This is a genomic window from Pseudomaricurvus alkylphenolicus (assembly GCF_011683955.1).
In the GTDB taxonomy this organism is placed as follows: domain Bacteria; phylum Pseudomonadota; class Gammaproteobacteria; order Pseudomonadales; family Cellvibrionaceae; genus Pseudomaricurvus; species Pseudomaricurvus alkylphenolicus.
In genome coordinates this window covers 38,468-63,557 of sequence record NZ_JAAQPI010000022.1, presented here as the reverse complement: position 1 = coordinate 63,557, position 25,090 = coordinate 38,468, and the positions used below count along the sequence as shown (strand labels likewise).

Here is a 25,090-nt window from a genome sequence, read left to right as displayed (position 1 = left end):
ACTAAGCAGACCAATCACTGGGTGCACTGCCCGCTGAACGTCAAACTGCAGTTACCGTGATGATGCCTACTATGACCGAACGGCAAACAGGAAGTTTCCACTCCGTTCACAAAATCTGTAAAAAGTCTGTAAATCAGATGTTGTCTTATGCCCGGCGACTGTAATGACCCTCAAACGCCTGCTTTTGTTCCGTCAGCCAATGGTGTAACTGTACAAAATGATCCTCGCAGGCGTCTACATGTGTGAGCATGCTGGTGGCGTTATAGTTGCGCAGATTGCCCACCGCCTTGCCGAGCCCGATCAATCGTGCGTCGTGGCGCCCCAACTCTTTCATCCACAGGCGAGCATCATCGACGCCACCCCACAGCGCATTGCCCTGCACGGCAAAATAGAGGCTCGGCGGTAAACCTCGTGCCCGCAACAACCTGACGTAATCCGTATTGTCGGTTGAGTCGAGCCACTGGGGCTGAGTTAACCACTGCTGCCACTGATGGCTGACGTCCCGGCTTTCGACCGGCTTGCCAGGCAGACCGCTTCGGCCATACAGCAAACTGCAGAGGCCCAGGCCCCCTTGCCATTGCATATAGCGAAGGGTTTTAAGCATAGAACTGAATTCGCAGCGGCGCTGAGGCGCGAAATGCGCGAATCCCAGCACCGGCGCCGGCAATAGGTCCAGGCGACTGTAGCAGGCACTGAGCAATAGACTGCCCAGTCCGTGACCGATCCAAAACTGTGGTGCGCCGGGACGCAACTTCGCGATTTTGCGTAAATGGGCGGGAATGTCCTGGGTGATGAGTTCGTGCAGTCCCCACTTACTGTGACGGGAGACTTCCGGCCAGCTGGCCCCCTTGCCGCGCAGTTCAGCCACAAACACGTCGAAGCCCTGATCCGCGAGGTAAGGTGCCAGACCTGCTTCGGCCTGCTGCGGCCAAAACACCTCGGAGCCGTGATTAAAACCGGCCACCATCAGGATCGGGGGAGCTTCCGGAGTGGCACCGGTATTGGCATGGCAGCGACGCAAACCCAGCTGATACTCGCCACACTGAACGGTGTAGGAGGTTTGTTGCAGTCGGGCATTGCGCCAGGCAAAGGTTGACATCAGGCCTCTTCCCAAAGTTTGTTCAGCCGTTTGGCCGACACCGGCATCAGGGTTTTGAGAGACTGGGCAAACAGCGAAACCCGATACTCTTCCAGCATCCACCGGTATTGCAGCAAGGCAGTATTATTTAATACCGTCGCCAGCCCTTCCTTATCCACTCGCTGCTGCCAGCGATTCCAAAGGGCTTCGACTTCCGCCGTCCAGATTTTGTCCTTTTGGGTCTGCAGCGCCACCTTGTCCAGCCGCAGTTGAATGGCCTTCAGATAACGCGGGTACTGTTGTAACCAGTCACTGGGCGTCGTCAGCATAAAGCCGGGATAAATCAGCTGTTGCAGTTGTTGGTTGATATCCCCGGCCGCCAATGCCATTGCCAGCGCGTTTTTGCTGGACTTGATGGTTTTTTTGATAGCCACCACTTGGTTGAGCAAATTGAGCAACAGGGTTTCCAGCTCTCTGGCGCGAGCGGTTACCCGAACACGCCCGGCATCCACTTGCTTTTCGAATTCATCCCGGTCACGAGGTAAAGCTCCCTCGCCACCGGCTTCAGTATTCGGAAAACAGACGTCCGCCACAGCGGCCATCAGCATATCGTCCACCACCTGTTCACGCTTGCCCAGGCTGACCACGGTCAAGCCTATGTCTTTGCCTCGCAGCAATTCCTTACGCAGTGGTTTTACCGTGGTATGCAAGCGTTGTAACGCCAGGCGAACAATCCCCGACCGGCTGTCAAAACTGGCCTCCACCGGGTTATCGTGCAGCTTGAGTTCTACCGTATCGCCCTTGTCCTTCAGTGCCGGATAGGCAGTGATACTCATACCCGCGCGTTTCAGGCGGACGTCCTGAGGCAGCTTGTCGAAATCCCAGGAGGCGATATTGTCCCGTTCGATGGAATCGTCGCTGCTCTGCAGTGTTTTTTGCAGGCGGTCGCGGTAGCGCTCTCTCAGGCTGGCCAGGTCGCGACCCTGTGCCAGTACCTTGCCGTTTTCATCCACCACCTGAATATTGAACAGGTAGTAGTTGTCCAATCGACAACCCGCCCACTCCTCAATAGGAATGTCCAATGTGGTCTGGCGCTTGAGCTGGTGTGAGAGCGCCTCCGCCAGAGGAACGTCGTCCGCTTTCATGCCCGCCAGTGCCTTGTCCACAAAGGCAGGCACCGGCACAAAATGTTTGCGCCACTGTTTGGATAAGCCTTTTACCATGGCGATACACTTCTCCCGCAGAATTCCGGGAATAATCCACTCAAGGCGATGCTCAGGCACCAGGTGCAATGCTGCAACCGGCACCTGAATACTGACACCATCTTCTTTATGGCCGGGCTCAAAGTGATACTTGAGCGCAAAAGTCAGCCCCTGCCAATTGAGCTCGCCGGGGAACTGCGCCTCAGTCACTGCTGCGGCGTCGTGGCGCATCAGGTAGTCCCGCTCCATATACAGCTGGCCGGGCTCGCCGCGCGGGGTTGCCTTTTCCATGTCCTTGCGCCAGCGTTCAAAGCCAGCCAGGTTGACGATATCTGCTGGTACCCGCTCATCATAGAAGCGGTAGAGCACTTCGTCGTCCACCAGAATATCGCGCCGACGGGATTTGGCTTCCAGCTCCTGCAGTTCTTCCACCAGGTTCTGGTTATGTTTGAAGAATTTGCCTTTGCCCCGATAACGCCCTTCCACCAGTGCCGCACGGATAAACACTTCGCGCGAGGTAACGGGATCAATACCTCCGTAGCTGACCCGGCGTTTTTCAACCAGCACCAGTCCATATAGAGATATTTTTTCGAACGCCATTACCTGCCCGGAACGAACATCGTAATGGGGCTCAAACTGTGTGCGCTTAACCAGATGCTCAGCCGCCTCCAGCACCCAACCCGGATCCACCTTGGCGACTTGATGGGCAAACAGGCGCGAGGTCTCCAGCAGCTGCCCCGCTACAATCCACTTGGGCGCCTTTTTGGCCTGGGACGAACCCGGAAAAATATGGAAGCGGCGATTGCGCGCACCCAAATATTCTTTTTCCTCCGCCTTGTTGCCTACGTAGCCGAGCAGGCCACTGATCAACCCCCGGTGAACGGCTTCGTAGCCGGCGGCTTCGCGATTGGCCTTCAGGTGCAGGGGCTTTAGGGCCAACAACAGTTGGTGATGAATTTCTCTCCATTCCCGCAAACGCAACCAGGACAGGAACTCCCGCTTACAGAGTTTGCGGAATTGGTTCTGTGACAGATCCTGCCGCTGCTGTTCGGCGTAGTCCCAGAGATTGATAAAGGCGAGAAAGTCGGAATGGTCGTCATTAAAACGGCGGTGTTTTTCATCCGCCGCCTGTTTCTTTTCGGCCGGACGTTCGCGCGGATCCTGGATCGACAGTGCGCTGGCGATAATCAGGATTTCCCGCAGCGCACCGGTCTTGGCCCCGGCGAGTACCATTCGGCCCAGGCGTGGGTCCACCGGCAGCGTCATCAACTGGCGCCCCAGGGGTTTGACCTTGCCTTTGCCATCGACGGCCTGCAGTTCCTGCAGGAGTTTAAAACCGTCATTGAGCAAACGTTGATCAGGTTTATCGACAAACGGAAAGTGGCGCACATCGCCAATGCGCAGGTTAAGCATCTGCAGGATTACCGCCGCCAGATTGGTACGCAAGATTTCGGCATCGGTAAATTCGGGGCGGTTGAGAAAATCCTGCTCGTCGTAAAGCCGGTAGCAGACACCTTCACTGACCCGACCGCAGCGCCCCTGGCGCTGGTTGGCGCTGGCCTGGGAGATGGCTTCAATGGGCAACCTTTGTACCTTCGAACGGAAACTGTAGCGGCTGATGCGGGCAAAACCCGGATCGATCACATAGCGTATACCCGGCACGGTGATACTGGTTTCCGCCACATTAGTGGCGAGAACCACACGCCGCCCCTTATGGGCGTTAAACACCCGGTTCTGCTCGGCCAGACTTAAACGTGCGTACAGCGGCAGCACTTCCAGATGGGGAATGTCCGCCTTGCGCAGCGCCAGAGCCGCCTCGCGGATTTCCCGCTCACCACTGAGAAACACCAGAATATCGCCACCGCGGCGCGTGCTGTTGCGCTCTTCCTGCAGGATTTCCTCTACGGTGTCGCAAATAGCACCATAGAGATCATCGTCCTGGTCCGCCATGGGGCGATAGCGGGTCTCCACCGGATAGGTGCGACCGGACACTTCAATAATCGGTGCTTTATCGAAGTGTTCCGAGAAACGCTGCAGATCGATGGTCGCCGAGGTAATGATCAGCTTCAGATCGGGTCGCTTGGGCAGTATGCGTTTGAGATAGCCAAGCAGAAAGTCGATATTGAGGCTGCGTTCGTGGGCCTCATCGATAATCAGTGTGTCGTACTTGCTGAGGTAACGATCATGCTGGATTTCCGCCAGCAGAATACCGTCGGTCATCAATTTGATATGGCTGGTATCCTGGCTGTGATCGGTAAAGCGGACCTGGTAGCCCACCGAGCTGCCCAGAGGCGTATCCAGCTCTTCAGCGATGCGGCTGGCGACGGTACGTGCAGCGATCCGTCGGGGTTGGGTATGACCGATCAGGCCTTTGACACCCCGCCCAAGAGACAGGCAGATTTTGGGCAGCTGAGTGGTCTTACCGGAACCGGTTTCGCCGGCCAGTATCACCACCTGATGTTTGTCGATGAGGCTGGCGATTTCGTCCCTGCGCCCCGAGACGGGCAGCTCTTCGGGAAATTTGATCTCCGGCACAGCCTCCTGACGACGCTGCAGCAACTGCTGAGAGCGCTCCACCGCCTGACTGAGTTTTTGCAGGGCTTTATCGACGGGTTTGCCGGCGCGGCTGCGGTCCTGTATATCATGCCATTGGCGCTGCAGGCGATAGCGGTCGCGCCCCATCACCTCATCCAACGGCGGCTGCAGCTGTTGCAGAGCTTCGGTACTCAACTGGCTCCCCCAATATCCCAAAAGGACGGCATTATACAGTAAGGCGCTGTACCGGGTCTCCGTCCACAAAGGCAATCAGCTCACCGGGTGCCATGGGGGTCCATTGTTCATTGCAGGTCAGGGGTTCTGTGGCAATCACCGTCACCACGTCGTTGGGAGTGGTCTCGCCCGCGAAATCCACACTGACATCGGCGTCGGTGAGGCTGGCTTCGCCAAAGGGTGCGCAGCGGGTGATCCACTGCAGTTTGGTGGAGCAGTAGGCCAACAGCCATTGGCCGTTGCTGAGCAGCAGATTACAGACACCCATCGCGCGCAGGCGTTCACAGCGCGGGTGGAGAAATTCCGACAGGGTTTGTATGTCCGGCGCTTCGCTGAAGCGGCAACGCAGCTCCGCCAGTAGCCAACAAAAAGCCCGTTCGCTGTCCGTGGTACCGACCGGCAAGTCTTTACCCAAGGCCAATTCCTCGCTGCCCTTGAGCTGGCCATTGTGTGCCAGAGTCCAGTTCTGGCCCCAGAGTTCACGGGTAAAAGGGTGAGTATTTTCCAGGCACACCGAGCCCACATTGGCCTGGCGAATATGGCTGATGACGTAACAGCTTTTGATGGGATAGCACTGCACCAATTGGGCGATGCGGGATTCGACACTGGCACCGGGATCGCGAAACTCGCGAATGCCCTTGCCTTCGTAGAAGACAATGCCCCAGCCGTCTTTGTGGGGGCCGGTACCCCCACCCCGCTGGATCAGCCCCTGGAAGCTGAAACAGATGTCAGTGGGTACATTGGCGGACATGCCCAACAGTTCACACATGTTTGCCTGCCTGTCTCCATGGATTGTTGGTTGCGCGGACTATTTTCAGTTTAGCGCTTGTTCACGCCGGGGGCCTTACCATTAATAGAATTTTACGGCCCTGAGCCCGGTATCGTAGCAAGCCGTCTCGGATAAAATCGGGCATTGTCTCTGAGGGTACCTGCTCAAAGCCTGCTTCGGCATAGAACGCCTGTAAATGATCAAACGGATAACAATAGCAACGGGTTTGCTCCAGCAAGGGGGTTAGCGCTTTGAGCAGCTGAGCCCCCAACCCCTGCCGGCGCAGTGCCGGGTCCACACACATGCTGCGCAGAAAGTAGTAGCCCTGGGGTTTTGGTTCAAGGCGGACTGCAGCGACGATACCGCTCTGGTCGCGCAACACGTACACCTTCTCCCCACGGCCTGCCTTGGCACTGTAGCGGCAGCGTTTATAGAATTTATTGACCAGAGGCAGCTGCAGTTCGTCCAGCAATTCACACGTCGGCGTATTCATGTGGAATCAGTCAATGGGTGGTGGCTGCGGTGGGCTTCATAATGGTGAAGAAAGCGTTCAAAGTGCTGTTGCAACTGAACGGCGTCCTCTGGCTGCCGGATGTTATGCAGTAAGGCAATCGCCGTTTCCGCCGTCGATAGATTACCCGGTTGCTGGTTTCGCCGCAGATGGTAAACGCTCTCCTGCGGCGTTTGCAGCGACAGTCGCGGTAGTGTTTTTAGCAACCTTGATTGACGCAGCATCTTGCCGGCCTGTTGCCAAGTGGCATCCAGCAGTATGTACTCTTCCCGGTTCGGCTCAGGTTGTTGTATGCAGGTCACTGGGTGCCCGGCAGGCTGGGATTCAGAGGGTTTGTCAGGAAACAGCAACACCTGTTGAAGCCCCGATTGGGCGGCACGTTCGCTCAGGGCGCGATCCGTCTCTCGACGGGACCACAGCATAAGCTCGGCGCCTGGCAGGGTCGCTAACAGCAGTCGTCCGGTGTTGGTGGTTTTCTGCAATTCCCGTTCGTGAGTCAGCAAAGTAATACGCGGCAGCTCGCTGAGACGCGGCGCCTGCTGACACAAACACAAGTCCTGTCGCAGGTGGCAGCGTTCACAGGTCAACACGAATCAAACCCTATCAGGCTTTGTCGTTATCCTTGTCATCGTCCAGTTCATCCAGGGATTCCGGCGCGAAGTCATCCAGAGAGAATCCGGCCAGCTCATCCTCCGCCGCCTGGCTTTCGGCCTCCAGTGATTCCATCAGGTCATCACCCAATTCATCCGCCAAGTCATTGCCCAGGTCGTCACCGAGAATATCGTCCAGATCATCCACTTCGACTTGATCCAGCGGCTCTTCGAGACCCGCCAGCAGCTCGTCGGCGGCGACTTCATCGTCAAGCTGAATTTCCTGCTCGGTCACATCGTCACTGGAAAGATCCAGGCCTGCATCCATAGGCATTTCGGTCAGGTCATCGTCGTCCAGAACAGGTTCCGCCTCAGGCATGGCCTCCATTTGCGGAGCGGGTGGCTCCGGCTCGGGCTCGGGTTGCAGTTCCGGTACCGCTGCAGGTTCCTCTGGCGCATCGTCCAGGTCATCCTCTTCGGCGTCGTCCACCGCTTTTTCGAGGTCTTTGAGGCTGTCGCCTTTACCCGACCCCATAACCATGCGATAAGCAAAGAACGCCAGAACAACGACCAACAGGTTGCCTATGCCGAGTCCGACATAGAGCATCCAGTCTGAGGACTCATCCTCTTGCTCAACCGGTTCAGGGCCTGGCTCAGGCTCAGGTTGCGGCTGGGGCTCCGGTTCGGGTTCGGGTTCGGGTTCGGGTTCGGGTTCGGGTTCCGGCTCAGGCTGCGGCGCTGGCTGGCTAAATGGATTATCAGCCGAGGGATAGTTAAAACGCTGTACCGGAGGGTCCACGTTAAACGACTGACCATGACTGTCGATGCCGCTGATACGCAATCGCACCTGGTAGGTACCTTCCACCTCCGGCTGCAAAATCAACTCCCATTCATCGGTGGGTGTTAACTGCATAGGTTTGATGCTGCTGCGACCATTGGGATCTTTAATGCGGGCCACCACTTGGGTTTCCGCAGGCACGACCACCTGGCTGTGGGCTCGTACCAAGAGTTTTTGCTGCTCTCGCCCGCCCAGAACCAGTTTATCCAGGCTGACCGCAAAGGGTTCGCGAACCGTCAGGTGGTGATTGAATTTGCGCTGGAAGCTTTTGCCGTCGACATTCACCGATACCTGGTAGCGGCCTTCATCGGCAAACATGCTCAGTTCGGTAGAGTAAATCCCGTTGCCCGGTGGCGATCCTTCGCTCAGCAGCTCCGGCCATTCGCGGCCGCTGTCGGTATGACCCACCAGGCTGTCGATGGTCAACAAACTCAGGAAGTTGCGATCCGTAACCGTGCGCTGGTCTTCCTGAAACAGCAATGAGAGCTGAGTTTGCTGCCCGGTAAACAGGTTGGTCGGTAAGGGTTTTACCAACAGATTCAGATTACTGACAACGGTTACGCGGCTGTCCGGGTCGATGTCGGCAACCACCTGCCACTCACCTTCCAAGGGGCGCTTGACGGTGATCAGATCGTAGTCCTGGGTTTTGTACCAATTGACGTCGGAGGTTTCACGATCGAAGCGGTATTCGGTTTCGTCCGGGCTGATCAGACGCGTGGGTTCGACATCGCTATTGCGGAATATCAACGCGGTAAATTCTTCGATGCTGGAATCCACCAGGAAACGGTTCCCCTCCAAAGGAACCTGCTCCGCCGGCGCCGCCTGATCAAAAATGCGCAGGAACACCTTCATCAGGTCGTCCGCCGTTTTGGCAACTTCCGAGAGGCCATCGGTGCCGAGCGAGAGCTTTTCCATCAGCGCGGTATCGGCTTTATCCGACAGGGCGATGGTGTGTATTTTGTAGCCCGCCTGCTGCAATTTGGGCAACACCTCATCCACAATACGGCGCCACTCGGCCTGGTTTTTATCCGGATCCTTGTCTATGTCGACCATGCCGTCGGTCAACAGAATGATGCTGGTGTTGTAAGCGGGGCTGGCGCGATCAAAATCGTAGGCGGCTTTTTCCAGCGCTTCGCCAATATTGGTAAAGAGCCCAAGGGAGTTGATCTGTTCGGACTTTTCGGTGGCATCGGTGCGCCAGCGATCGTTGACCGGTTTGTGCGGCACCAGCATGTTGATGTAACGGCCAAAGGTCCAGATACCGGCCTTGCTGTCTTCGGGCATCAGCTGCATCAGCAGTTCCACCGCCGGCTGGCGCAGGTTGGCGGGATCGTTCTGTTTCATACTGCCGGAAACATCGATCACCAGACGCACATCCGCGGGTTTGGAACGCGTGTCGTCCTGGGCCAGCACCAGCCCCGCTACCAATGCCAGTAGCAAGGTAACCGCCGGGCGCAAAATCCTGTTCATAGATGCCTCATCCTTTGGTTCTTGTTTACGGGTTTTTACTTAAGGATTCCGTACTTTTGAAGATTATAGCTTTTAGTTATTATCTTTTGGGTATTCTAACCCTTTATGGCTGGGTATGCGCTTCTTTTACCAGACTGTCGTGGGCCTGCTGCAATTGCCGATCCTGTTCGGCCTTGCGCCGGCGCTGGCGCCATATCAATTGGCAGACCACAGTCACCACCAGTGCGGCGCCAACCACCCCCAATAATGTCGGCCCCACACGGTTAAATGCTTCACCACCTTCAAAAATGGTCTCCATCAGTACCATAAGTATGGCGGGCGCCATCTGTGTGTAATCCTCGCCAATGCTATAGGGGCACAAAAGCAATGCTGCCATAAACACCCGCAGCAAGGGACGCAGCCAATCCCTTTTCACCGCGGCGGTCATGTGCCACCAGACGATCATCAGCCCCAGGGCTCCAGCGAGATAAGCACCCCAGGCCAGCGTCAGACTCTCAGTATTCATCATTCCACCCAGTGCACGATATAGTCTTCCAGGTCTTCGACATCGACATCCTGCTCGCGATAGACCCGTCCCTTAACGGAAATGCCGGCCCGGTGAACGCTGTCGGCGCGGCCGCTGATCAATGGATGCCAATCGGGCAGTGGTTGCCCCTCAGCCACCAGTCGATAGGCGCAGGTGGAGGGTAACCAGTGAAAATTCTCAACATCCTCGGGCTTTAGATTGATGCACTCCGGGACCAGTTCCAAGCGCTGTTTGTACTGGCGACAACCGCCGTTTTCGGTATCCAGGTAGCGGCAGGCGACGCAGGTGTAATAAACCTCGTCGGCATCCTCGTCTTCCAGTTTGTGCAGGCAGCATTTACCGCAGCCATCGCAGAGAGATTCCCACTCTTGCTGCGATAACTCTTGCAGGGTTTTTCGTTCCCAAAACCAGGATTTTTGCGCAATCATCGTGGCGTGACTACAACTGCATTTTGGTGTTCTTGAGCTGTATTTCACTCATTTCTGCGTCTTTCAGCGGCGGCATCTGCAGATAGTAGCCCTTCTCCTCCAGCTGTTCGATAACCCGTTCGGCCTCTACCCTGGCCAGCTTTTTGCCCGGCTGTAAAATCAGCGTCATCACATGGCCGGGCTTGCCAAATTTCTCAAGTAACGCTTCGGGTACCTGCGACAGGCCATCGGCCTTTTTGACGTAAAGGTACATCTCGTCTTCACGAGGACTTTTGTAAATATCACAGACCAGCTTCATGGAGTCTTTATCTCTTATCAATGCTTACGGGTCTAGGGGTTTTCTGAGGCTGCCAAACCCCATTCCTGCGCCTGAGAAAGCAGAACATCGCCGACCACATCCCGTCGCCAACCCGAAAGCCGTTGATTCAGAACGTAGGCATTTCGATCCGCCATTCCCGAGCGCACCAATTCTTCAAAATCGCGCTTACGGACCAGCACTTCGGGGGCGATATCCAGCGATTCGGCAATGTCCCGGGCCGTCTGTTTGAGCGCCTTCATGAGATCCCCTTGATCCGCCGATAAGGGCTTCGGTATCCGCGGCGGGCACTGGTCGTCTTGTGTATGACGGGCCTCTTCAATCAATTCCAGCAGCTGTTCACCATCGGCTTTGATCATTCTCGGTGTCATGCCCTCCAGACCGGTCAGGTGTTTGAGCTCGGTTGGCATGATACGGGCCATATCCCAAAGTGCCCGCTCTTTGACCAGGCGGTTGCGCGGTACATTGCGGGCCCGGGCTTCGATCTCGCGCCAGCGGGTCAACGCCTGCAACACCGCCAACTCCCGCCGATTGAGCTTCCATGCGGATTTGATTTTGGTGTAGAACAGCTCCGGGTGCACAGGCTCCTCTGCGGCCGTCACAATCTCAGCGCAGTCTTCCTGGATCCAGCTGAGGCGGCGATTGGCTTTTAATTTCTTCAGCAACACACCATAGGCGACCATCAGATAGGCGACATCGAGCGCGGCATATTGCATTTGGGACTGACTCAGTGGACGCTGCAGCCAGTCGGATCGGGTTTCATCTTTGGGAACGGAAACATTCAACAGGCATTCGATCAGCTTGGCATAGCCCAGCGAAAAGCCCAGGCCCACATAGGCCGCAGCGATCTGGGTATCGAACAAAGGTGTCGGTACGACCTCCAGAAATGTCTGAAATACTTCCAGATCTTCCGAACAGGAGTGCAACACCTTGGTGACGTCCGGATTCACCATCAGGTTCTTGAAGGGCTCGAAATCTTCAATGATCAATGGATCGATCAGATAACACCCCTGCCCGTCTCCCACCTGAAACAACGCCGTCTGAGGATAAAAGGTGCTGCTGCGCATAAACTCCGTATCAATGGCGAGTGCACCTTGCTCACTCCAGCGCTGACACAATTCCTGCAACTCTTCGTCGTTGTTGACCCAGATCGGGTCGGAAGGAATGACGGCCATTAAACAGCTCTCCTTGAACTAAAGGCGTGGGCGAGTGTTCCGCCATCAATATATTCGAGTTCTCCTCCCAGGGGTACACCATGGGCAATACGGCTGACAGCGACACCTAATGCCTTGGCCTGGTCGGCAATGTAGTGGGCCGTGGCCTCACCTTCGATGGTAGGGTTGGTGGCGAGAATCAACTCTCTGACATTGCCCTCGCGTAACCGTTCCATCAGTACATCGAGACCAATGTCCTCAGGGCCAATGCCATCGATGGGAGACAGGTGCCCCATCAGAACAAAATACTTGCCTTGATAGGTACCGGCGGACTCAATGGCCAACACATCGGCGGGCGTTTCCACCACACTTAGCAGGGAGTCGTCTCGACGCGGATTGGCACATATTCCACAAACCGGCTGCTCGCTCAGAGAACGACATCGGCTGCAGTGACCGACGCCCTCCACAGCCTTGGCCAGGCTGCCCGCCAGCCGCTCGGCGCCGGGCCGATCGCGCTCCAGCAAGTGCAGTGCCATGCGCTGGGCCGACTTGGGGCCTACGCCCGGGAGACAGCGCAGGGCGCTCATCAATTCATCAATTAAGGGACTAAACATGAATACTGATCACCTGTGCGAATCGATATTGTTATGACACAGGTTGCTGTGAAGACTCAAAACAGCTGTCTCAAAATGGCATTTTAAAGCCGGGAGGCATCTGCATTCCAGAGGTCAGATCGCCCATTTTGGCCTTGGTGTTGGCTTCCACTTTGCGCACGGCGTCATTGACCGCTGCCGCCAGCAGGTCCTCCAGAATTTCCTTATCTTCCGTCATCAGGCTGTCGTCAATATGCACACGACGCACATCGTGACGCCCGGTCATGACCACCTTGATCAAGCCGGCCCCTGACTCGCCCTGTACCTCGGCATTGGCCAGCTCTTCCTGCATTTTTTGCATATTGGCCTGCATTTCCTGGGCCTGCTTCATCAGATCGCCAAGACCTTTCATAACTACCTCGTAAAACCTAATTTATTTCAATGACCAAGCGGCTGAACGGATTCCTCGTCCAGCTGGCCTTCGAACTGCTGCAGCAACTGTTGTACCAGCGGGTCACTTCGAAGAGCCTGGAGCGCACTATCATACTGCTCCTGCTTTAAACGAATGGCAAACGCCGCCGGTGTTTCACCGATGATAGCACCCTGTTCTATAACGGCTGTGACCGGCTCACCAAAATACTGGCTGAGCATATCCGACAGGCGCTGCTGGTGTGAAGGATCGTAGAGCATGCTGTTGGCTTGATCGAGCACAAACTGCAGTTGATTGCCCTGCACCTTTAGCAGCTGGCAATTGGACACTGTGCTCTGCAATACCCCGCCGACACCCAGACCGGTGTAGAGCTGTATCCACTGCTCGGGCTGCAGATTCGCCAGCGGCAGCTTGGCCAGGGCTGGTTTCTCGGGCTCTGCGGCCTCGGGTGGCGGAGTGGGTATGGCGCGGGCGGACTGCAGGCCCATGGACGCCATCTGCTCGGCAGACAAACCGGTTCCGGCGCCACCGTTACGCAGAGTCGGGTCCACCGGATCGGCTGCCAGCGGTGCCAGATCCGGTTTGATTTCCGGCTCTGGCGTGGGTGCGGCAACCGGTTGAGTCTGCTGACCGGCAGGTTGAGTGTCTTGATCTACAACCCGCTGAGGCTCTTGATCCACAACCCGCTGAGGCTCCTCACCAACCGCTGGTGCCTGAGGGGCAGCTGGCGCCGCTTGAGGTGGCGGAGCCACGGGTTCGCCAGCGGCCACCGCCGCCATATCCCCGGCTTCAGACTTTTTTGCGGGTGCCGGCGCCTCCACTGGCGCCGTTGGAGCAGGTGCAGCAGGAGCCTGTGAAGGTGCCGCCGCAGGGGGTGAAACAATAGGGGCTGAAGCAACAGGTGCAGACGCAGGCAATGGCTGTGTCGGTACTGAATGCACGCCTTGCGGACGGAATGCCAACATGCGCAGCAAGACCATTTCAAAGCCCGCCCTGGGGTCCGGAGACATCGGCAGATCCCGACGCCCCAACAGGGCTGTTTGATAAAACAGCTGCACGTCTTCTGCCGGCAACTGCTGCGCAAGTTGCAGAATATGGTCTCTGTCACCGCGGCTATTGTCCACCGCCTCCGGCAATGCCTGAGCGATGGCTATGCGGTGTAATACGGAGAGCAGATCAGCCAGGGCGCTGCCGTAATCGGGGGCGTGTTCAGACAACTGCTCTACCGCCTGTAACACCTGTGGACCTTGACCACTTGCCAGTGCTTCCAGTACCTGGAACACCAGATTCTGGTCGATGGTGCCAAGCATGGCACTGACCTCGGCGTCAGCCACCTTGCCACCACCGAAGGCAATCGCCTGATCAGTCAGGCTCATAGCGTCGCGCATACTGCCGTCGGCAGCTCGGCCCAATTGCCACAGGGCGGCCTCTTCAAAAGGCACCATTTCCTGCTCAAGCACATTCTGCAGATGGCCCACAATGCGCTCGGGATCCATGTTCTTCAGATGGAACTGGAGGCAACGGGACAGAATCGTCACCGGTAACTTCTGTGGATCCGTGGTGGCCAACAGAAATTTGACGTGTGGCGGCGGCTCTTCCAGCGTCTTCAGCAACGCATTGAAACTGTGGGACGAGAGCATGTGCACTTCGTCGATCAGGTAAACCTTGTAGCGACCCCGAGTCGGTGCGTACTGCACATTTTCCAGCAGTTCCCGGGTATCTTCCACTTTGGTGCGAGAGGCGGCATCCACCTCGATCAGGTCCACAAAACGACCTTCATTAATTTCCACACAGGCCGGGCATTGGCCACAGGGTTCAGAGCTGACGCCGGTTTCGCAATTCAGGCACTTGGCCAAAATACGGGCAATAGTGGTCTTACCCACCCCGCGGGTACCCGTAAACAAATAGGCGTGGTGAAGACGGTTATGGTCAAGTGCATTGACCAGAGCCTGCAGCACGTGCTGCTGCCCAACCAGCTCGCGGAACGTCCGCGGGCGCCATTTGCGGGCGAGAACTTGGTAGCTCATTGAGGTTGGGGGTCCCTATCGATGTTGTTAGTGTGGGATTACGCGCCGTTTCCGGGCACAACGAGGTCGGGATTATATCTGTTGAAGGTGCTTCTGGCGAGAAGGAGGGGAAAGTTAGGGTGGCGGCTCAAGCCAGCCACACCCCGGCACATGAACTCACTGCTACCGTTGCTCCCTTCCGGGCCTGGCGGGGTTTACAGCTAATCATTGCGAGGGGACCGGAAAGAGCCACCATTGCAAAAGCGCGGCGATTATTCCTGTTTTAACTGGGATTTGCAAGTTGCAATCTACGGTACAACAGGGGGATCTGAAATCAACGCCTGAAAATCCTGTTCTTTCAGAGCCCATAAAAAAAGGGCTTGCCTTATCGGCAAGCCCTTTTTTTATATGTGGCGGAGAGGGAGGGATTCGAACCCTCGATACGTTGCCGTATACACACTTTCCAGGCGTGCTCCTTCGACCACTCGGACACCTCTCCACATTGTTTGCGGTTTACGCACGCCTGCGCGCTGGCTGGCGTGACAACCACCCCGTCAGCGAGGGCGGTACTTTACACAAATGATTTTTGAAAGGCAACGCCCGAAATCGGCAATTTTGCTTTTTTAAGGCCAGGCCATAAAAAAGGCATCGGTATCTGCTTTCGGGGCCGGCTTCAGCGGTATCGCAGGCGTGCCCAGATAAACAAATCCCACCAGGGTTTCTCCCTCTTCCATGCCCAGACCTTCATGCACGTCTTTGTTGAAAGCCATGGGTCCGGTACGCCAATAGGCGCCGATCCCCTGGGCGAAGGCGGCGTTGATCAGGTTTTGCACCGCTGCCCCGGTGGCGATCACCTGCTCCACAGGAGGCACCTTGGGGTGATCGATATTGCGGGCAATCGCGGCCAGCACCAATGGCGCCCGCAGCGGCATGCGCCGATACTTGTCCCGCTGGGCATCATTCAGATCAGGATTCTCGAGCAATGCAGCATGCTCATAGAGCTGCCCGAGCTGCTCCCTGCCCTCGCCCTCTATCTCCAGGAATCGCCAAGGCTGCAGATTGCCGTGGTCAGCCGCCCTCAGCGCCGCACGGTACATGATCTGGCGCTGCTCTTTGGAGGGTGCCGGCTCTACGAGCTTCCCGCAGGACACTCGGTTCAGTAATAATTCAATCGCTTCCATCAGCTCCTCTCAATAACTCCCAATGATCTGCACGGGGCTGCCATTCTACCCATTTGACCGGAATCTTTGCCAGTCGGCGGCGCTTTCGCCTGAATCCTGCCCAATTCAGGGTAAGATTGTTCCCACCAACCACTTTTTTGGGTCATAATCGTCCTACTCTTACAACAACATAACAACTCTGTTGATTGCCCGGAAACGGCCGATATAACCCGTACAGCGAGCTTTTGGCCAGCCCCTACCGCAGTCCGCAGGAGACCGGCATTTATGCAAGTATCAAATTGGATCATATTTGGCGCAGCGGAAGTCTTTGGCGTGCTGATATTGGTCTGTGCTTTTCTGCTGTTCCACGCCCGCGGGCTCAAGACCCTGATCAGCCGACTGCAGGAAAAGCTGGCGGAGGTCATCAAGGACCTGAAGAAGTCCAGAAAGGCCTATAAAGAGCTCAAGGCCTCTATCAAGCCACCACGCTCCTACTCAGAACTGGTGGACGAACAGCTGCAGCACACCCGAGACCACCACGCCAGCCTCGACCCGGACCAGGATATTGTGCTGGACCTGACCAGCCAGGCCCCCATGCCGCGCCAGATCGCCTCCCTGCGCCACGCCTTCCTGATGACAGAAAAGGAAGCCTCCCTCAGCAGCGACGACCCCAAGGGGTCACCCAACTGGAACGTAATCCAGGCCAAGTTCAGCAACCTGATGAACTTTTTCAAGGCAGAAGCGCCGGCAGAAGCCCCCCAACCCATAGAAGATAACAGTGCAGAGCTGGAAGCACTGAGAGAAGAGCTGGAAGAACGGGACCAGCGCATTGCCAATCTGGAGAAATTCAAGCAGCTGTTTTTTGAGCTGGAAGACAAATGGGATGCCGCTCAGGCCCAAGCAGACGACTATCACCAGCAGCTGAGCACCTATCAGGTCGGCGACGAAAAACAGGCCGGGTTTGAAGGGCTTCTGTCCCAATACCGGAACGTTTACAACGAATTCGGCGGGCATTTACAACAGCAGCCCATTATCGAGGCGGGAGAGCCTCGTATTATCGAAAAAGTCACCACTATCGAGCACACCCAACAGACCCAAGGCGCCGAGGAGATACAGCGGCTTCGCTCCATCACGGCCAATCAGCATCAGCTGATCAACGAGTTGGAGAGCCGACTTTCAAAAGCGCATAGCAACGAAGAAAAAGTCGCCGTCATCAATGATCTCCAGGAGCAGCTACAGCGTCAGCAGCGCAACATTCAGGAATTTGAAACCTGCATAGAGTTGATGGAATCCGAGCTGCAGCAGGCAAATAACCGGGTCGAACAGCTGGAAAGCCAGCTCAGCACAATGGAGAAACGCTCCGAGCTGAACGCCAAAAGTGTTCGCGAAGCCAAAACTCTGCAACAGCAGCGCGCCAAAATGGAACGGAGCATCAGCACGCTAAAACAAGAAAACGAACAATTGGTCAATCAGCTGCAAGCCGCCATGACCACCAAACCGGACATCGGTGGCGAATCGGTCAGCCAGGAACTTAAGCAGCTGCAGCGCCAATACACCGAACTGGAAAGCAAATACCTGGCCCTGCGAATGAAATCCTAATCCGGCGCTATGAATGACGACCCTATCGGCGACAATCACCTAAGGGCACAAAGCGTCCTGCGTACACTGTTGTGTATCACCACCATCGCAACACTGGGCACCAGTGCCAGCAACGACCTTTTGACAAGCTGGCAAATTCAACCCCAATCTATTTCTCTGGGTGCCGCCATTGGCATTCTGTTCTATCTGGTGATCAGTCTGGGACTGACCTTCTGGCTTGGGCGCTCGAATCGTCCAAGTCTGCTGCCCTGCTTTTACGCCATAGACGCGGCTCTGATTGGCGTGTCATTGAGCTTGATCGAATTTAAATTCATTCCCAGCCTGCTGTTGGTACTCATGGTGCAAATGGGCAGCCTTCTCAACGGCGGCGCCTTAGGTTGGCTCAGGGACAACCTGGCGCTGGCAACCGGCGCTGTGGTTTGCGCTCTGTTGTATGCACCAACATTGCCAACCACTGTGCAGCTGGAACTGCATCTGCCCAGTCTTATTGGTGCGGTTACCTACCTGTTTATATCGGCGTACCACAACCACCACCGCACACAAACGCTTCAAGAACAACACGACCATTTCTCCCGGGACAATCGAACCCTGAAAATGCGCGCCTATAAATTGTCCCGCTACCTGAGCCCACAAATCTGGGATGCGATCCGCAGCGGCCGCGATCAGGACTTGCAGACAGAGCGCAAACGCCTGACCATCTTTTTCTCCGACATTAAAGACTTCAGCCAACTGTCGGAAGAACTGGAAGCTGAGAACCTGACCGAATTACTCAATACCTATTTGAGTGAAATGTCGGCAATCATCAAAAAACATGGCGGCACCATCGACAAATTTATGGGCGATGGAATTATGGTCATTTTCGGAGACAGCAATAGCAAGGGCATCAAGCAGGACAGCCTCCGCTGCGTGACCATGGCTATTGCCATGCGCCGCCGCATGAAGGAACTGCAAAGCCGCTGGCGTGACCAGGGTATCAAACGCCCCCTGCAGATCCGCATGGGCATTAATACCGGCTACGTGACCGTCGGCACCTTTGGAACCTCTTACCAGATGGATTACACGGTGCTGGGCACCCATGTTAACCTGGCCAGCCGCCTGGAATCGGCGGCGCAACCCGGGCACATACTGCTCAGCCACGAAACCTGGTCACTCTGCCGCGATGCCGTCATTTGCCGCGATAAAGGCGAGATCACCGTTAAAGGGTTCAGCCACCCGGTAAAAGTCTACCAGGTGGTGGGACTGCGCAAGGAATTGGGGCGCAACCAGAGCTACTTTGAACAAAACCTCGAAGGTTTTTCCATGCATCTGGACACCGAAAAACTGCGCAACTACGATCGCACCAAGGTGATCAAGGCACTGCAGAACGCGGCGGAAACCCTCAAAGAAAAAGGCATTCAGAAAGGCGAGTGATTCGGTGTCCCGCCTGGCTAATTCGATGAATTAACCAGAGAGGACACTGGGGACACTACTGTCGAACCAACCTTACCGCTTCCGGCCCTGCCACCCCGTTGGTTCTATAGGGGTTGATATCGAGTCCGCCACGACGCGTGTAACGGGCATACACCGTTAACGCCTCCGGCAGGCACCGCTCCTGAATGTCGAGAAACATACGTTCGACACAGTGCTCGTGAAAATCCTGATGCTCACGGAAAGAAATGATGTACTTGAGCAGACTTGCGCGATCAATCCTGGCGCCCCGATATTGCACCATCACACTGGCCCAATCCGGCTGCCCCGTGACCGGGCAGTTACTCTTAAGCAGATCGCTGTAGAGTGTCTCCTCCACCACCTCGGCCTGCGGCTCTATTGCCAGCAGATCGGGGCTGGGTGAATAGCAGTCCACTTTCACCTTTTCACCATCGATGCACTCACCATCAAACAGCCCCAAGGCTCCGTTGGTTGCCTCAACCAACGTTAACAAACGCACCTGAACCGTCGCCCCCGCAGCGTTCGACAAATCCCCCTCCAGAGTTTGCTGCACATCCTGCCAGGAGTTAAACGCGGTTTGATTAAACGAATTCAAATACAATTTAAACGACTTGGATTCGATGATGCTTGGGCTGGTTGCCGGCACCTCAAACTCCGCAACAGCCACCTCGGGCTTGCCGTCATTATCCAGCCAACTGAGTTCAAAGGCCGTCCAGATATCCACCCCGCGAAACGGCAATGCTTCAGGATTGATCCCCAGCTCCCGGCGCGATTGCTGGCGCGGTATAGGACAAAGCAGTGACGGGCTATACGCCGTTATATACTCAGTCTGCTTGCCCAGAGCTGTACCATGATGATCGGACTGTGTGGCCATACGCCTCTTTACCCTTCAATTAACCGTAATCAGATTGTGCCGTATCAGGCCCGTAAACGTTTGCCGCTGTTGAGCAGACTTAAACAGTATAGATAGAGCCCGAGGATAAAAGCCCCAACCCCCATAAACGCAAAACCCACATTGATATCGGAAATACCCAAAATGCCATAGCGGAAGGCATTCACCATATACAACACCGGATTTAACTGAGAAACCCCCTGCCAAAACTCCGGCAGCAGGCTAATCGAATAAAACACACCTCCCAGATAGGTGAGCGGCGTCAGCACAAAGGTGGGAACAATGGAAATATCATCGAATGAATTGGCATACACCGCATTGACAAACCCCATCAGCGAAAACAGCACCGAGGTCATTACCACAATAGCCACCATCACCGGCAAACTGTGCACCTGGAGCTCAGTAAACAACAGAGACACCAGGGTGACAATAAATCCTACTGCCAGGCCCCTGGCCACACCCCCGATGGTATAACCCAACAAAATAATGTAATTCGGCGTGGGTGAAACCAGTAACTCCTCCACACTGCGCTGAAATTTGGCGCTATAAAAAGAGGACACCACATTGGAATAGGAGTTGGTCAACACCGACATCATGATCAGGCCGGGCACCACAAACTCCATATAGGAAAAGCCGTCCATAGAGCCAATACGAGAACCGATCAGACTGCCGAAAATCACAAAATAGAGCGTCATGGTGATTACCGGTGGCACCAGGGTCTGCACCCAGATACGCATAAACCGGTGCACCTCCTTTCGCACAATCGTGCTCAGGGCGATCCACTGTTCCTGGGCATTCATGCGCTTACCTCCTGATCGGGTTGCATTGCGGCATTGGCATTGACCAGCGACACAAACAACTCCTCCAGGCGGTTCGCCTTGTTACGCATACTCACCACATGAATATCCTGCTCCGACAGACCGGCAAACAACTCATTGAGCGACTGCCCCTTCTCCACATCCACCTCCAGACAATGCTCCTCCACCAACTTCAGCTCATAGTCGGCGACCTTGGGCACGGCGGCCAGAGCTTCCCGGGTATCCAACACAAACGTCTCCCGATTCAGCGTCTTCAGCAGAGCCTTGACGCTGGTATTCTCCACAATTTGCCCCTGATCAATAATCGCCACATTGCGACAGAGACTTTCGGCCTCCTCCAGATAATGAGTTGTCAGAATAATCGTCGTACCCTTGGCGTTGATCTCCTGCAGGAACTCCCACATCGAACGGCGCAACTCAATATCCACTCCCGCGGTAGGCTCATCAAGAATCAACAGACGAGGCTCATGAATCAACGCCCGCGCGATCATCAAACGCCGTTTCATCCCCCCGGACAACATCCGCGCCTGAGTATGACGCTTATCCCACAACCCCAGCTGCTTGAGATACTTTTCGGTACGCTCAAGGGCCACAGACTTCTTCAGACCGTAATAACCCGACTGATTAACAACGATATGCTCGACCGTCTCAAACTGAGAAAAATTAAACTCCTGGGGCACAATACCCAGCTCTTTCTTGGCTGCAGCAAAATCCCTGTCGATATCGTGACCAAAAATCGACACCTCACCGGCACTTTTGGTCACCAAAGAACAAATCACCCCAATCGTGGTGGACTTGCCCGCCCCATTGGGCCCAAGCAGAGCAAAGAAATCCCCCTGCTCCACCGTCAAATCAATACCTTTAAGAGCCTCAAAACCATTATCGTAGGTCTTCTGCAGCCCACGTATACTGAGTGCCGTCGTCATAGCTGTCCTGTATAGAAAATCGCCGTCGATACTGCAAACCAATATGGGGGTATAATCGCCAAATTAAAGATGAGGCCCCCAATGAGTCACCCAGAAAACCCCCACTTCCAATTTCACCAACAACTGCTCACCGGCCTGCGCCAACACATCCACAGCACCATGGCCGGCCTGAACAGCCCCGACGCTGATGTCAGCGAAGACGAGCAACAACTACTGGACATGCTGGAGGTCACCTGCAGCAGCCAACACCCCGATGAAGCCTTTATCGAGACCGGCCAGAGAATGATCTGTCGAATCATCGCCGCCTTCCCGCATCTGACCCCGGCGGTACCCAGAGACCTACTGTGGTTGTTTGGTGGTGATTGCCTGCACTATATGCCGGATGAGGAAATCTCCCTTTTCCAGCAGCTCGACGAGCTGAGATTCGAAGCCGAGGATAATAACACCGAATTCGACTACGAAAAGGAGCGGGCGAGAATCCTCGGCCTTCATTAATCTCCCCCTCTTGCAACAGCCACGCATCAGCCCGGGCACCGGCACCAGTCATTGAGGCACAAATCCAGATACACCACGGTGTTAGCGGTGGCTGGGGGCTGCGTTTTCCGAGCGTAAAAGAGGGCGCCGAAGGAGTAAAAAAGACCGGCGTCTTTTTGCCGGGCTTTTTTGGGACTGAGGGAAGGCCGGAGGGCCGCCCGACAGCTCGGAAAACGCAGCTCCCAGCCGCCGCTTGAGGCACGAAACCCGCGGCATCAAGGAGTTTGACCCTTTAGTTAAGAGTAAAATTCAGGCATAAAAAAACCGGCTAAAAAGCCGGTTTTTCGTATTTGGAGCGGGAAACGAGACTCGAACTCGCGACCCCAACCTTGGCAAGGTTGTGCTCTACCAACTGAGCTATTCCCGCAAACACAGCGTCACAAATGCTCAACTGTGGAAAATGGCGTCCCCTAGGGGAGTCGAACCCCTGTTACCGCCGTGAAAGGGCGGTGTCCTAGGCCTCTAGACGAAGGGGACGAAAAGTGGTTCACTTTCCTTCCTAGGAAAAACGACATCCCGCATCAAAGATGACCGGCTGCCGCCTGGAAACCTGATAACATCAAGCTTCATAAAATTGGAGCGGGAAACGAGACTCGAACTCGCGACCCCAACCTTGGCAAGGTTGTGCTCTACCAACTGAGCTATTCCCGCAGTGGCGTCCCCTAGGGGAGTCGAACCCCTGTTACCGCCGTGAAAGGGCGGTGTCCTAGGCCTCTAGACGAAGGGGACCCTGGACCTCCGTGATCGGCTGTCGCCGTCAGAAGTGGGGCGCATTCTATGTACCAACGGCGCCCCTGTCAACTCTCCAATAATATTTTTTTCATTTTTCTAACAATGACTTAGCGGCACCATCGGCATCTGCCAAGGCGGCCCCCGACAACACCGGCCCACCGGACCCAAAGCTGACCATAAATACCCTCTGAGGTGGCAGGCGTCGCTGAATTACGATATAAGAAACACTCCTGAGTAACCGCAATGATCCGTTGATATTTGCGCCAACCGACCCAAATGAGTAGCATTGTCCCATGTCGACCACAATGATAATTACAATTATTGCCCTATTGATGGTGGCGCTGGTGACCTATGCGTTGATATCGCAGAACATCGAGCGCAAACGCCAGCAGAAGATACGCCTGCTCTCCGCACTCAAACTGCGGGCCAAAGACTTCAAATACATGATCAACGGCTTCCCTGACGACTTCCTGCCCAAAGAACTCAACATACTCGTCCACCGCTGCCTCACTGACGTCACCGAACAACTGGCCAAGCTGGAACCCAAAGAAAAAGTCTACATCGACGAACTGGCCCTCCACCGCCAACAACTCGAAAACGCCCAGCGCAAACCCGCCAACACCAAACGAACCACCCTCGACAACCCCCAGCAAGTTAAAGAAGTCAAATCCCTGCTCCAGGGTCTCAACACCTTCATCGCTCAACAGCAGAAAAAAGGCAATCTCAGCCCCGCCCAGTTCAAACAATACGAAAGCCAGATCAAACACCTGGTCATCCAAATGAGCGTCGACGCCTACATCGTCAACGCCAAACAGGCCCAGGGCAGCGACAAAGGTCGACTGGCCATCCACTACTACACCCTGGCCAAAAAACTGCTCGCCAAAGAAAGCGGCGAAACCAGCTACATCAAACAAATCCAGCAACTCAACGCCGTCATCGACAAGCTGGAGTCCGAACTCAAAGAACAAGAGCCCGAATACGAAATCGACCAACGCGCCGAAGCCGCCAAACAGGAAGCCGAAGCCCAGTGGGACGAATTCGAAGAGCAAGAGTCAGACGACCCCTGGAAAAAGAAAAAGATCTACGACTGAATTGTATCAGTCGTATCTCCCCTGCCAGACGACCCCATCAGGATTGGCTTAAACTTGGCAGTTACGTGCCATAAGCGGTAGTTCGAAACGGCAGGATTTTCTTCCCGCGTAGGTCGGATTAGCTCCGCTTCGCGGAGCGTAATCCGACAGTTCCGCAGGTGTTGTTCGTTGGCTGCGGCCCGGTTTTTAACACCCTGGGATGTTGCTGTAACAGGCGGTTTATAGGCGGCCGCCGCCAATTTAAACCTTCGGCGGATCGGTGGATTCCAACAGTAGGCGCTTTAGGCGACGAAGCGCAAAGCGCTTCTAATCCACCCTACCTCGTGCGGCCATTGCGGACATTATCGAATGCCCATGGTGCCCTGAACCGGAATATGAACTTCCGCTCCTGGCACCAAGCAGGCTGTCAGATCCGACCCCTTGTTTGATATGGCAGGCCAATCAAGGCCCACACCCCTCACAAGCCCCCTCCAAATCCCGCAAAAACAGCCGAATCCGCTGAGCATTGGCACCAAGATCGCTGACCCCGACGCGTGACACCGACCGCATATCCACCACAGCCCCGGAAGCCACCTCAGTCACACGCACCACCACATCATCCTTAAAACCCATAATCGCCGTCTCCTCCATCGCCTCAAGCACCAGAGACTCCTCATCCACCCGCAGCAGCTCCCAGCCACGCTGCTCAACCAACTGCCGCACCAACACAAACACCTTTGCAGCATCGGCATCCAGACTCAAAGACTCCAGATCCGGGTACGCCTGCCGCTGCTGCCGGGCCACCTTCTCGCCCCCGTGATCCAGACTGTTCTCGCCGGTCTGCCGGGCCTTGCGCGCCGCCACAAACTCCGGCGGCACATTCAAATCCGTACTGATGTCATGAATCGGCGGTACCTCAAACCCCTTACCCACCGTCAACATCATAACCCCCAACGGCAAGGCCGGAACCAATACCCCAATCAACGCCGGTAACATCCAGTCCCGGCGCTTTTTCAGTATCGCCCAAGCCATCACACCCAGGGCAATCACAGCCCCCAACAACATCGCCGCCATAGATACCATCAGCCCCTGGCGCAACATACTGAACGACAGCAAATCGAGCTTGTGGCCGGCAATCACCAAAATCAACAAAACCAGGGCGGACCACTGCATCCGCGTCAACCAATTCTTCACGCTAAGGAATTCCTTGTTGTCAGTATTAAATCAATTTAGAAAGTTATGCGGCTTGTA

General features: G+C 55.6%; 22 protein-coding genes, 5 tRNA genes and 1 other RNA gene. 4 read left to right on the top strand and 24 right to left on the bottom strand.

Features of this window, described 5'->3' with window-relative positions:
* Positions 1 to 145 precede the first annotated feature (145 nt).
* From HBA55_RS32910 to HBA55_RS32835, 16 genes are all read right to left on the bottom strand, one after another.
* A complete protein-coding gene (locus HBA55_RS32910) occupies positions 146 to 1,099 on the bottom strand; it encodes an alpha/beta fold hydrolase (RefSeq protein ID WP_166999984.1) in 954 nt (317 codons plus the stop codon).
* Positions 1,099 to 5,010, bottom strand: coding sequence for an ATP-dependent RNA helicase HrpA (hrpA, locus tag HBA55_RS32905; protein WP_277345757.1), 3,912 nt, complete (start codon positions 5,008 to 5,010; stop codon positions 1,099 to 1,101). The genes HBA55_RS32910 and hrpA overlap by 1 nt, the downstream gene beginning before the upstream one ends.
* 31 nt (positions 5,011 to 5,041) lie before the next feature.
* Positions 5,042 to 5,818: a class II glutamine amidotransferase gene (locus tag HBA55_RS32900; protein ID WP_166999983.1), complete on the bottom strand. Its 777-nt coding sequence runs from the start codon at positions 5,816 to 5,818 to the stop codon at positions 5,042 to 5,044.
* Positions 5,819 to 5,879: 61 nt separating this feature from the next.
* Positions 5,880 to 6,311: a GNAT family N-acetyltransferase gene (locus tag HBA55_RS32895; protein ID WP_166999982.1), complete on the bottom strand. Its 432-nt coding sequence runs from the start codon at positions 6,309 to 6,311 to the stop codon at positions 5,880 to 5,882.
* Positions 6,308 to 6,919 carry a DTW domain-containing protein gene (locus tag HBA55_RS32890; RefSeq protein WP_166999981.1) on the bottom strand — a complete coding sequence of 204 codons (612 nt, stop codon included), beginning with the start codon at positions 6,917 to 6,919 and terminating at the stop codon, positions 6,308 to 6,310. Before HBA55_RS32890 ends, HBA55_RS32895 begins: the two co-directional genes overlap by 4 nt.
* A gap of 13 nt (positions 6,920 to 6,932) precedes the next feature.
* A complete protein-coding gene (locus HBA55_RS32885; RefSeq protein WP_166999980.1) occupies positions 6,933 to 9,227 on the bottom strand; it encodes a VWA domain-containing protein in 2,295 nt (764 codons plus the stop codon).
* Between the two features lie 103 nt (positions 9,228 to 9,330).
* Complete coding sequence (locus tag HBA55_RS32880; protein ID WP_166999979.1) at positions 9,331 to 9,732, bottom strand: hypothetical protein; 402 nt, start codon at positions 9,730 to 9,732, stop codon at positions 9,331 to 9,333.
* The gene (locus tag HBA55_RS32875) at positions 9,732 to 10,181 is read right to left on the bottom strand and encodes a YcgN family cysteine cluster protein (protein WP_166999978.1); all 450 of its coding nucleotides are present in this window, start codon (positions 10,179 to 10,181) and stop codon (positions 9,732 to 9,734) included. The genes HBA55_RS32880 and HBA55_RS32875 overlap by 1 nt, the downstream gene beginning before the upstream one ends.
* Before the next feature lie 10 nt (positions 10,182 to 10,191).
* The gene (locus HBA55_RS32870) at positions 10,192 to 10,479 is read right to left on the bottom strand and encodes a YcgL domain-containing protein (protein WP_166999977.1); all 288 of its coding nucleotides are present in this window, start codon (positions 10,477 to 10,479) and stop codon (positions 10,192 to 10,194) included.
* 32 nt (positions 10,480 to 10,511) lie between these two features.
* Entirely contained in the window at positions 10,512 to 11,672 is a 1,161-nt protein-coding gene (rnd, locus tag HBA55_RS32865) for a ribonuclease D (RefSeq protein ID WP_166999976.1), read from the bottom strand.
* Positions 11,672 to 12,265 (bottom strand): recombination mediator RecR, encoded by a 594-nt coding sequence (recR, locus tag HBA55_RS32860; RefSeq protein WP_166999975.1) that lies wholly within the window; start codon positions 12,263 to 12,265, stop codon positions 11,672 to 11,674. Before recR ends, rnd begins: the two co-directional genes overlap by 1 nt.
* 70 nt (positions 12,266 to 12,335) lie before the next feature.
* Positions 12,336 to 12,656 (bottom strand): YbaB/EbfC family nucleoid-associated protein, encoded by a 321-nt coding sequence (locus HBA55_RS32855; RefSeq protein ID WP_166999974.1) that lies wholly within the window; start codon positions 12,654 to 12,656, stop codon positions 12,336 to 12,338.
* Positions 12,657 to 12,682: 26 nt separating this feature from the next.
* Positions 12,683 to 14,701: a DNA polymerase III subunit gamma/tau gene (dnaX, locus tag HBA55_RS32850; RefSeq protein ID WP_166999973.1), complete on the bottom strand. Its 2,019-nt coding sequence runs from the start codon at positions 14,699 to 14,701 to the stop codon at positions 12,683 to 12,685.
* Positions 14,702 to 14,828: 127 nt separating this feature from the next.
* Positions 14,829 to 14,925: signal recognition particle sRNA small type (gene ffs, locus HBA55_RS32845), an RNA gene on the bottom strand.
* 166 nt (positions 14,926 to 15,091) lie between these two features.
* Positions 15,092 to 15,179: transfer RNA gene (locus HBA55_RS32840), tRNA-Ser, on the bottom strand.
* A gap of 124 nt (positions 15,180 to 15,303) precedes the next feature.
* Entirely contained in the window at positions 15,304 to 15,861 is a 558-nt protein-coding gene (locus HBA55_RS32835) for a nitroreductase family protein (protein ID WP_166999972.1), read from the bottom strand.
* A 264-nt stretch (positions 15,862 to 16,125) separates the two neighbouring features.
* Between HBA55_RS32835 and HBA55_RS32830 the strand changes: the two genes are divergently transcribed.
* Positions 16,126 to 17,439 (top strand): hypothetical protein, encoded by a 1,314-nt coding sequence (locus tag HBA55_RS32830; RefSeq protein ID WP_166999971.1) that lies wholly within the window; start codon positions 16,126 to 16,128, stop codon positions 17,437 to 17,439.
* A gap of 9 nt (positions 17,440 to 17,448) precedes the next feature.
* A complete protein-coding gene (locus HBA55_RS32825) occupies positions 17,449 to 18,849 on the top strand; it encodes an adenylate/guanylate cyclase domain-containing protein (protein ID WP_166999970.1) in 1,401 nt (466 codons plus the stop codon).
* A 55-nt stretch (positions 18,850 to 18,904) separates the two neighbouring features.
* On the opposite strand, the gene queF is transcribed toward HBA55_RS32825, so the two are convergent.
* Genes queF through HBA55_RS32810 form a run of 3 tightly spaced genes read right to left on the bottom strand, consistent with a single transcriptional unit; the run spans position 18,905 to position 21,503 of the window.
* Positions 18,905 to 19,741: an NADPH-dependent 7-cyano-7-deazaguanine reductase QueF gene (gene queF / locus HBA55_RS32820; RefSeq protein WP_166999969.1), complete on the bottom strand. Its 837-nt coding sequence runs from the start codon at positions 19,739 to 19,741 to the stop codon at positions 18,905 to 18,907.
* Between the two features lie 44 nt (positions 19,742 to 19,785).
* Positions 19,786 to 20,559 (bottom strand): ABC transporter permease, encoded by a 774-nt coding sequence (locus HBA55_RS32815; protein ID WP_166999968.1) that lies wholly within the window; start codon positions 20,557 to 20,559, stop codon positions 19,786 to 19,788.
* Positions 20,556 to 21,503: an ABC transporter ATP-binding protein gene (locus HBA55_RS32810; protein WP_166999967.1), complete on the bottom strand. Its 948-nt coding sequence runs from the start codon at positions 21,501 to 21,503 to the stop codon at positions 20,556 to 20,558. The genes HBA55_RS32815 and HBA55_RS32810 overlap by 4 nt, the downstream gene beginning before the upstream one ends.
* A gap of 81 nt (positions 21,504 to 21,584) precedes the next feature.
* Here HBA55_RS32810 and HBA55_RS32805 point away from each other — a divergent pair, with 81 nt between their 5' ends.
* Positions 21,585 to 21,998 (top strand): PA2817 family protein, encoded by a 414-nt coding sequence (locus tag HBA55_RS32805; protein ID WP_166999966.1) that lies wholly within the window; start codon positions 21,585 to 21,587, stop codon positions 21,996 to 21,998.
* A 330-nt stretch (positions 21,999 to 22,328) separates the two neighbouring features.
* Here HBA55_RS32805 and HBA55_RS32800 read toward each other — a convergent pair.
* The 4 genes from HBA55_RS32800 to HBA55_RS32785 form a co-directional block, all read right to left on the bottom strand.
* A tRNA-Gly gene (locus HBA55_RS32800) sits at positions 22,329 to 22,404 on the bottom strand.
* 34 nt (positions 22,405 to 22,438) lie between these two features.
* A tRNA-Glu gene (locus tag HBA55_RS32795) sits at positions 22,439 to 22,514 on the bottom strand.
* A 98-nt stretch (positions 22,515 to 22,612) separates the two neighbouring features.
* Positions 22,613 to 22,688, bottom strand: a tRNA-Gly gene (locus HBA55_RS32790).
* A gap of 2 nt (positions 22,689 to 22,690) precedes the next feature.
* Positions 22,691 to 22,766, bottom strand: a tRNA-Glu gene (locus HBA55_RS32785).
* 308 nt (positions 22,767 to 23,074) lie between these two features.
* Here HBA55_RS32785 and HBA55_RS32780 point away from each other — a divergent pair.
* Positions 23,075 to 23,860 carry a hypothetical protein gene (locus HBA55_RS32780; RefSeq protein WP_166999965.1) on the top strand — a complete coding sequence of 262 codons (786 nt, stop codon included), beginning with the start codon at positions 23,075 to 23,077 and terminating at the stop codon, positions 23,858 to 23,860.
* Between the two features lie 441 nt (positions 23,861 to 24,301).
* On the opposite strand, the gene HBA55_RS32775 is transcribed toward HBA55_RS32780, so the two are convergent.
* Positions 24,302 to 25,033: a DUF1499 domain-containing protein gene (locus HBA55_RS32775; RefSeq protein WP_166999964.1), complete on the bottom strand. Its 732-nt coding sequence runs from the start codon at positions 25,031 to 25,033 to the stop codon at positions 24,302 to 24,304.
* Between the last annotated feature and the right edge of the window lie 57 nt (positions 25,034 to 25,090).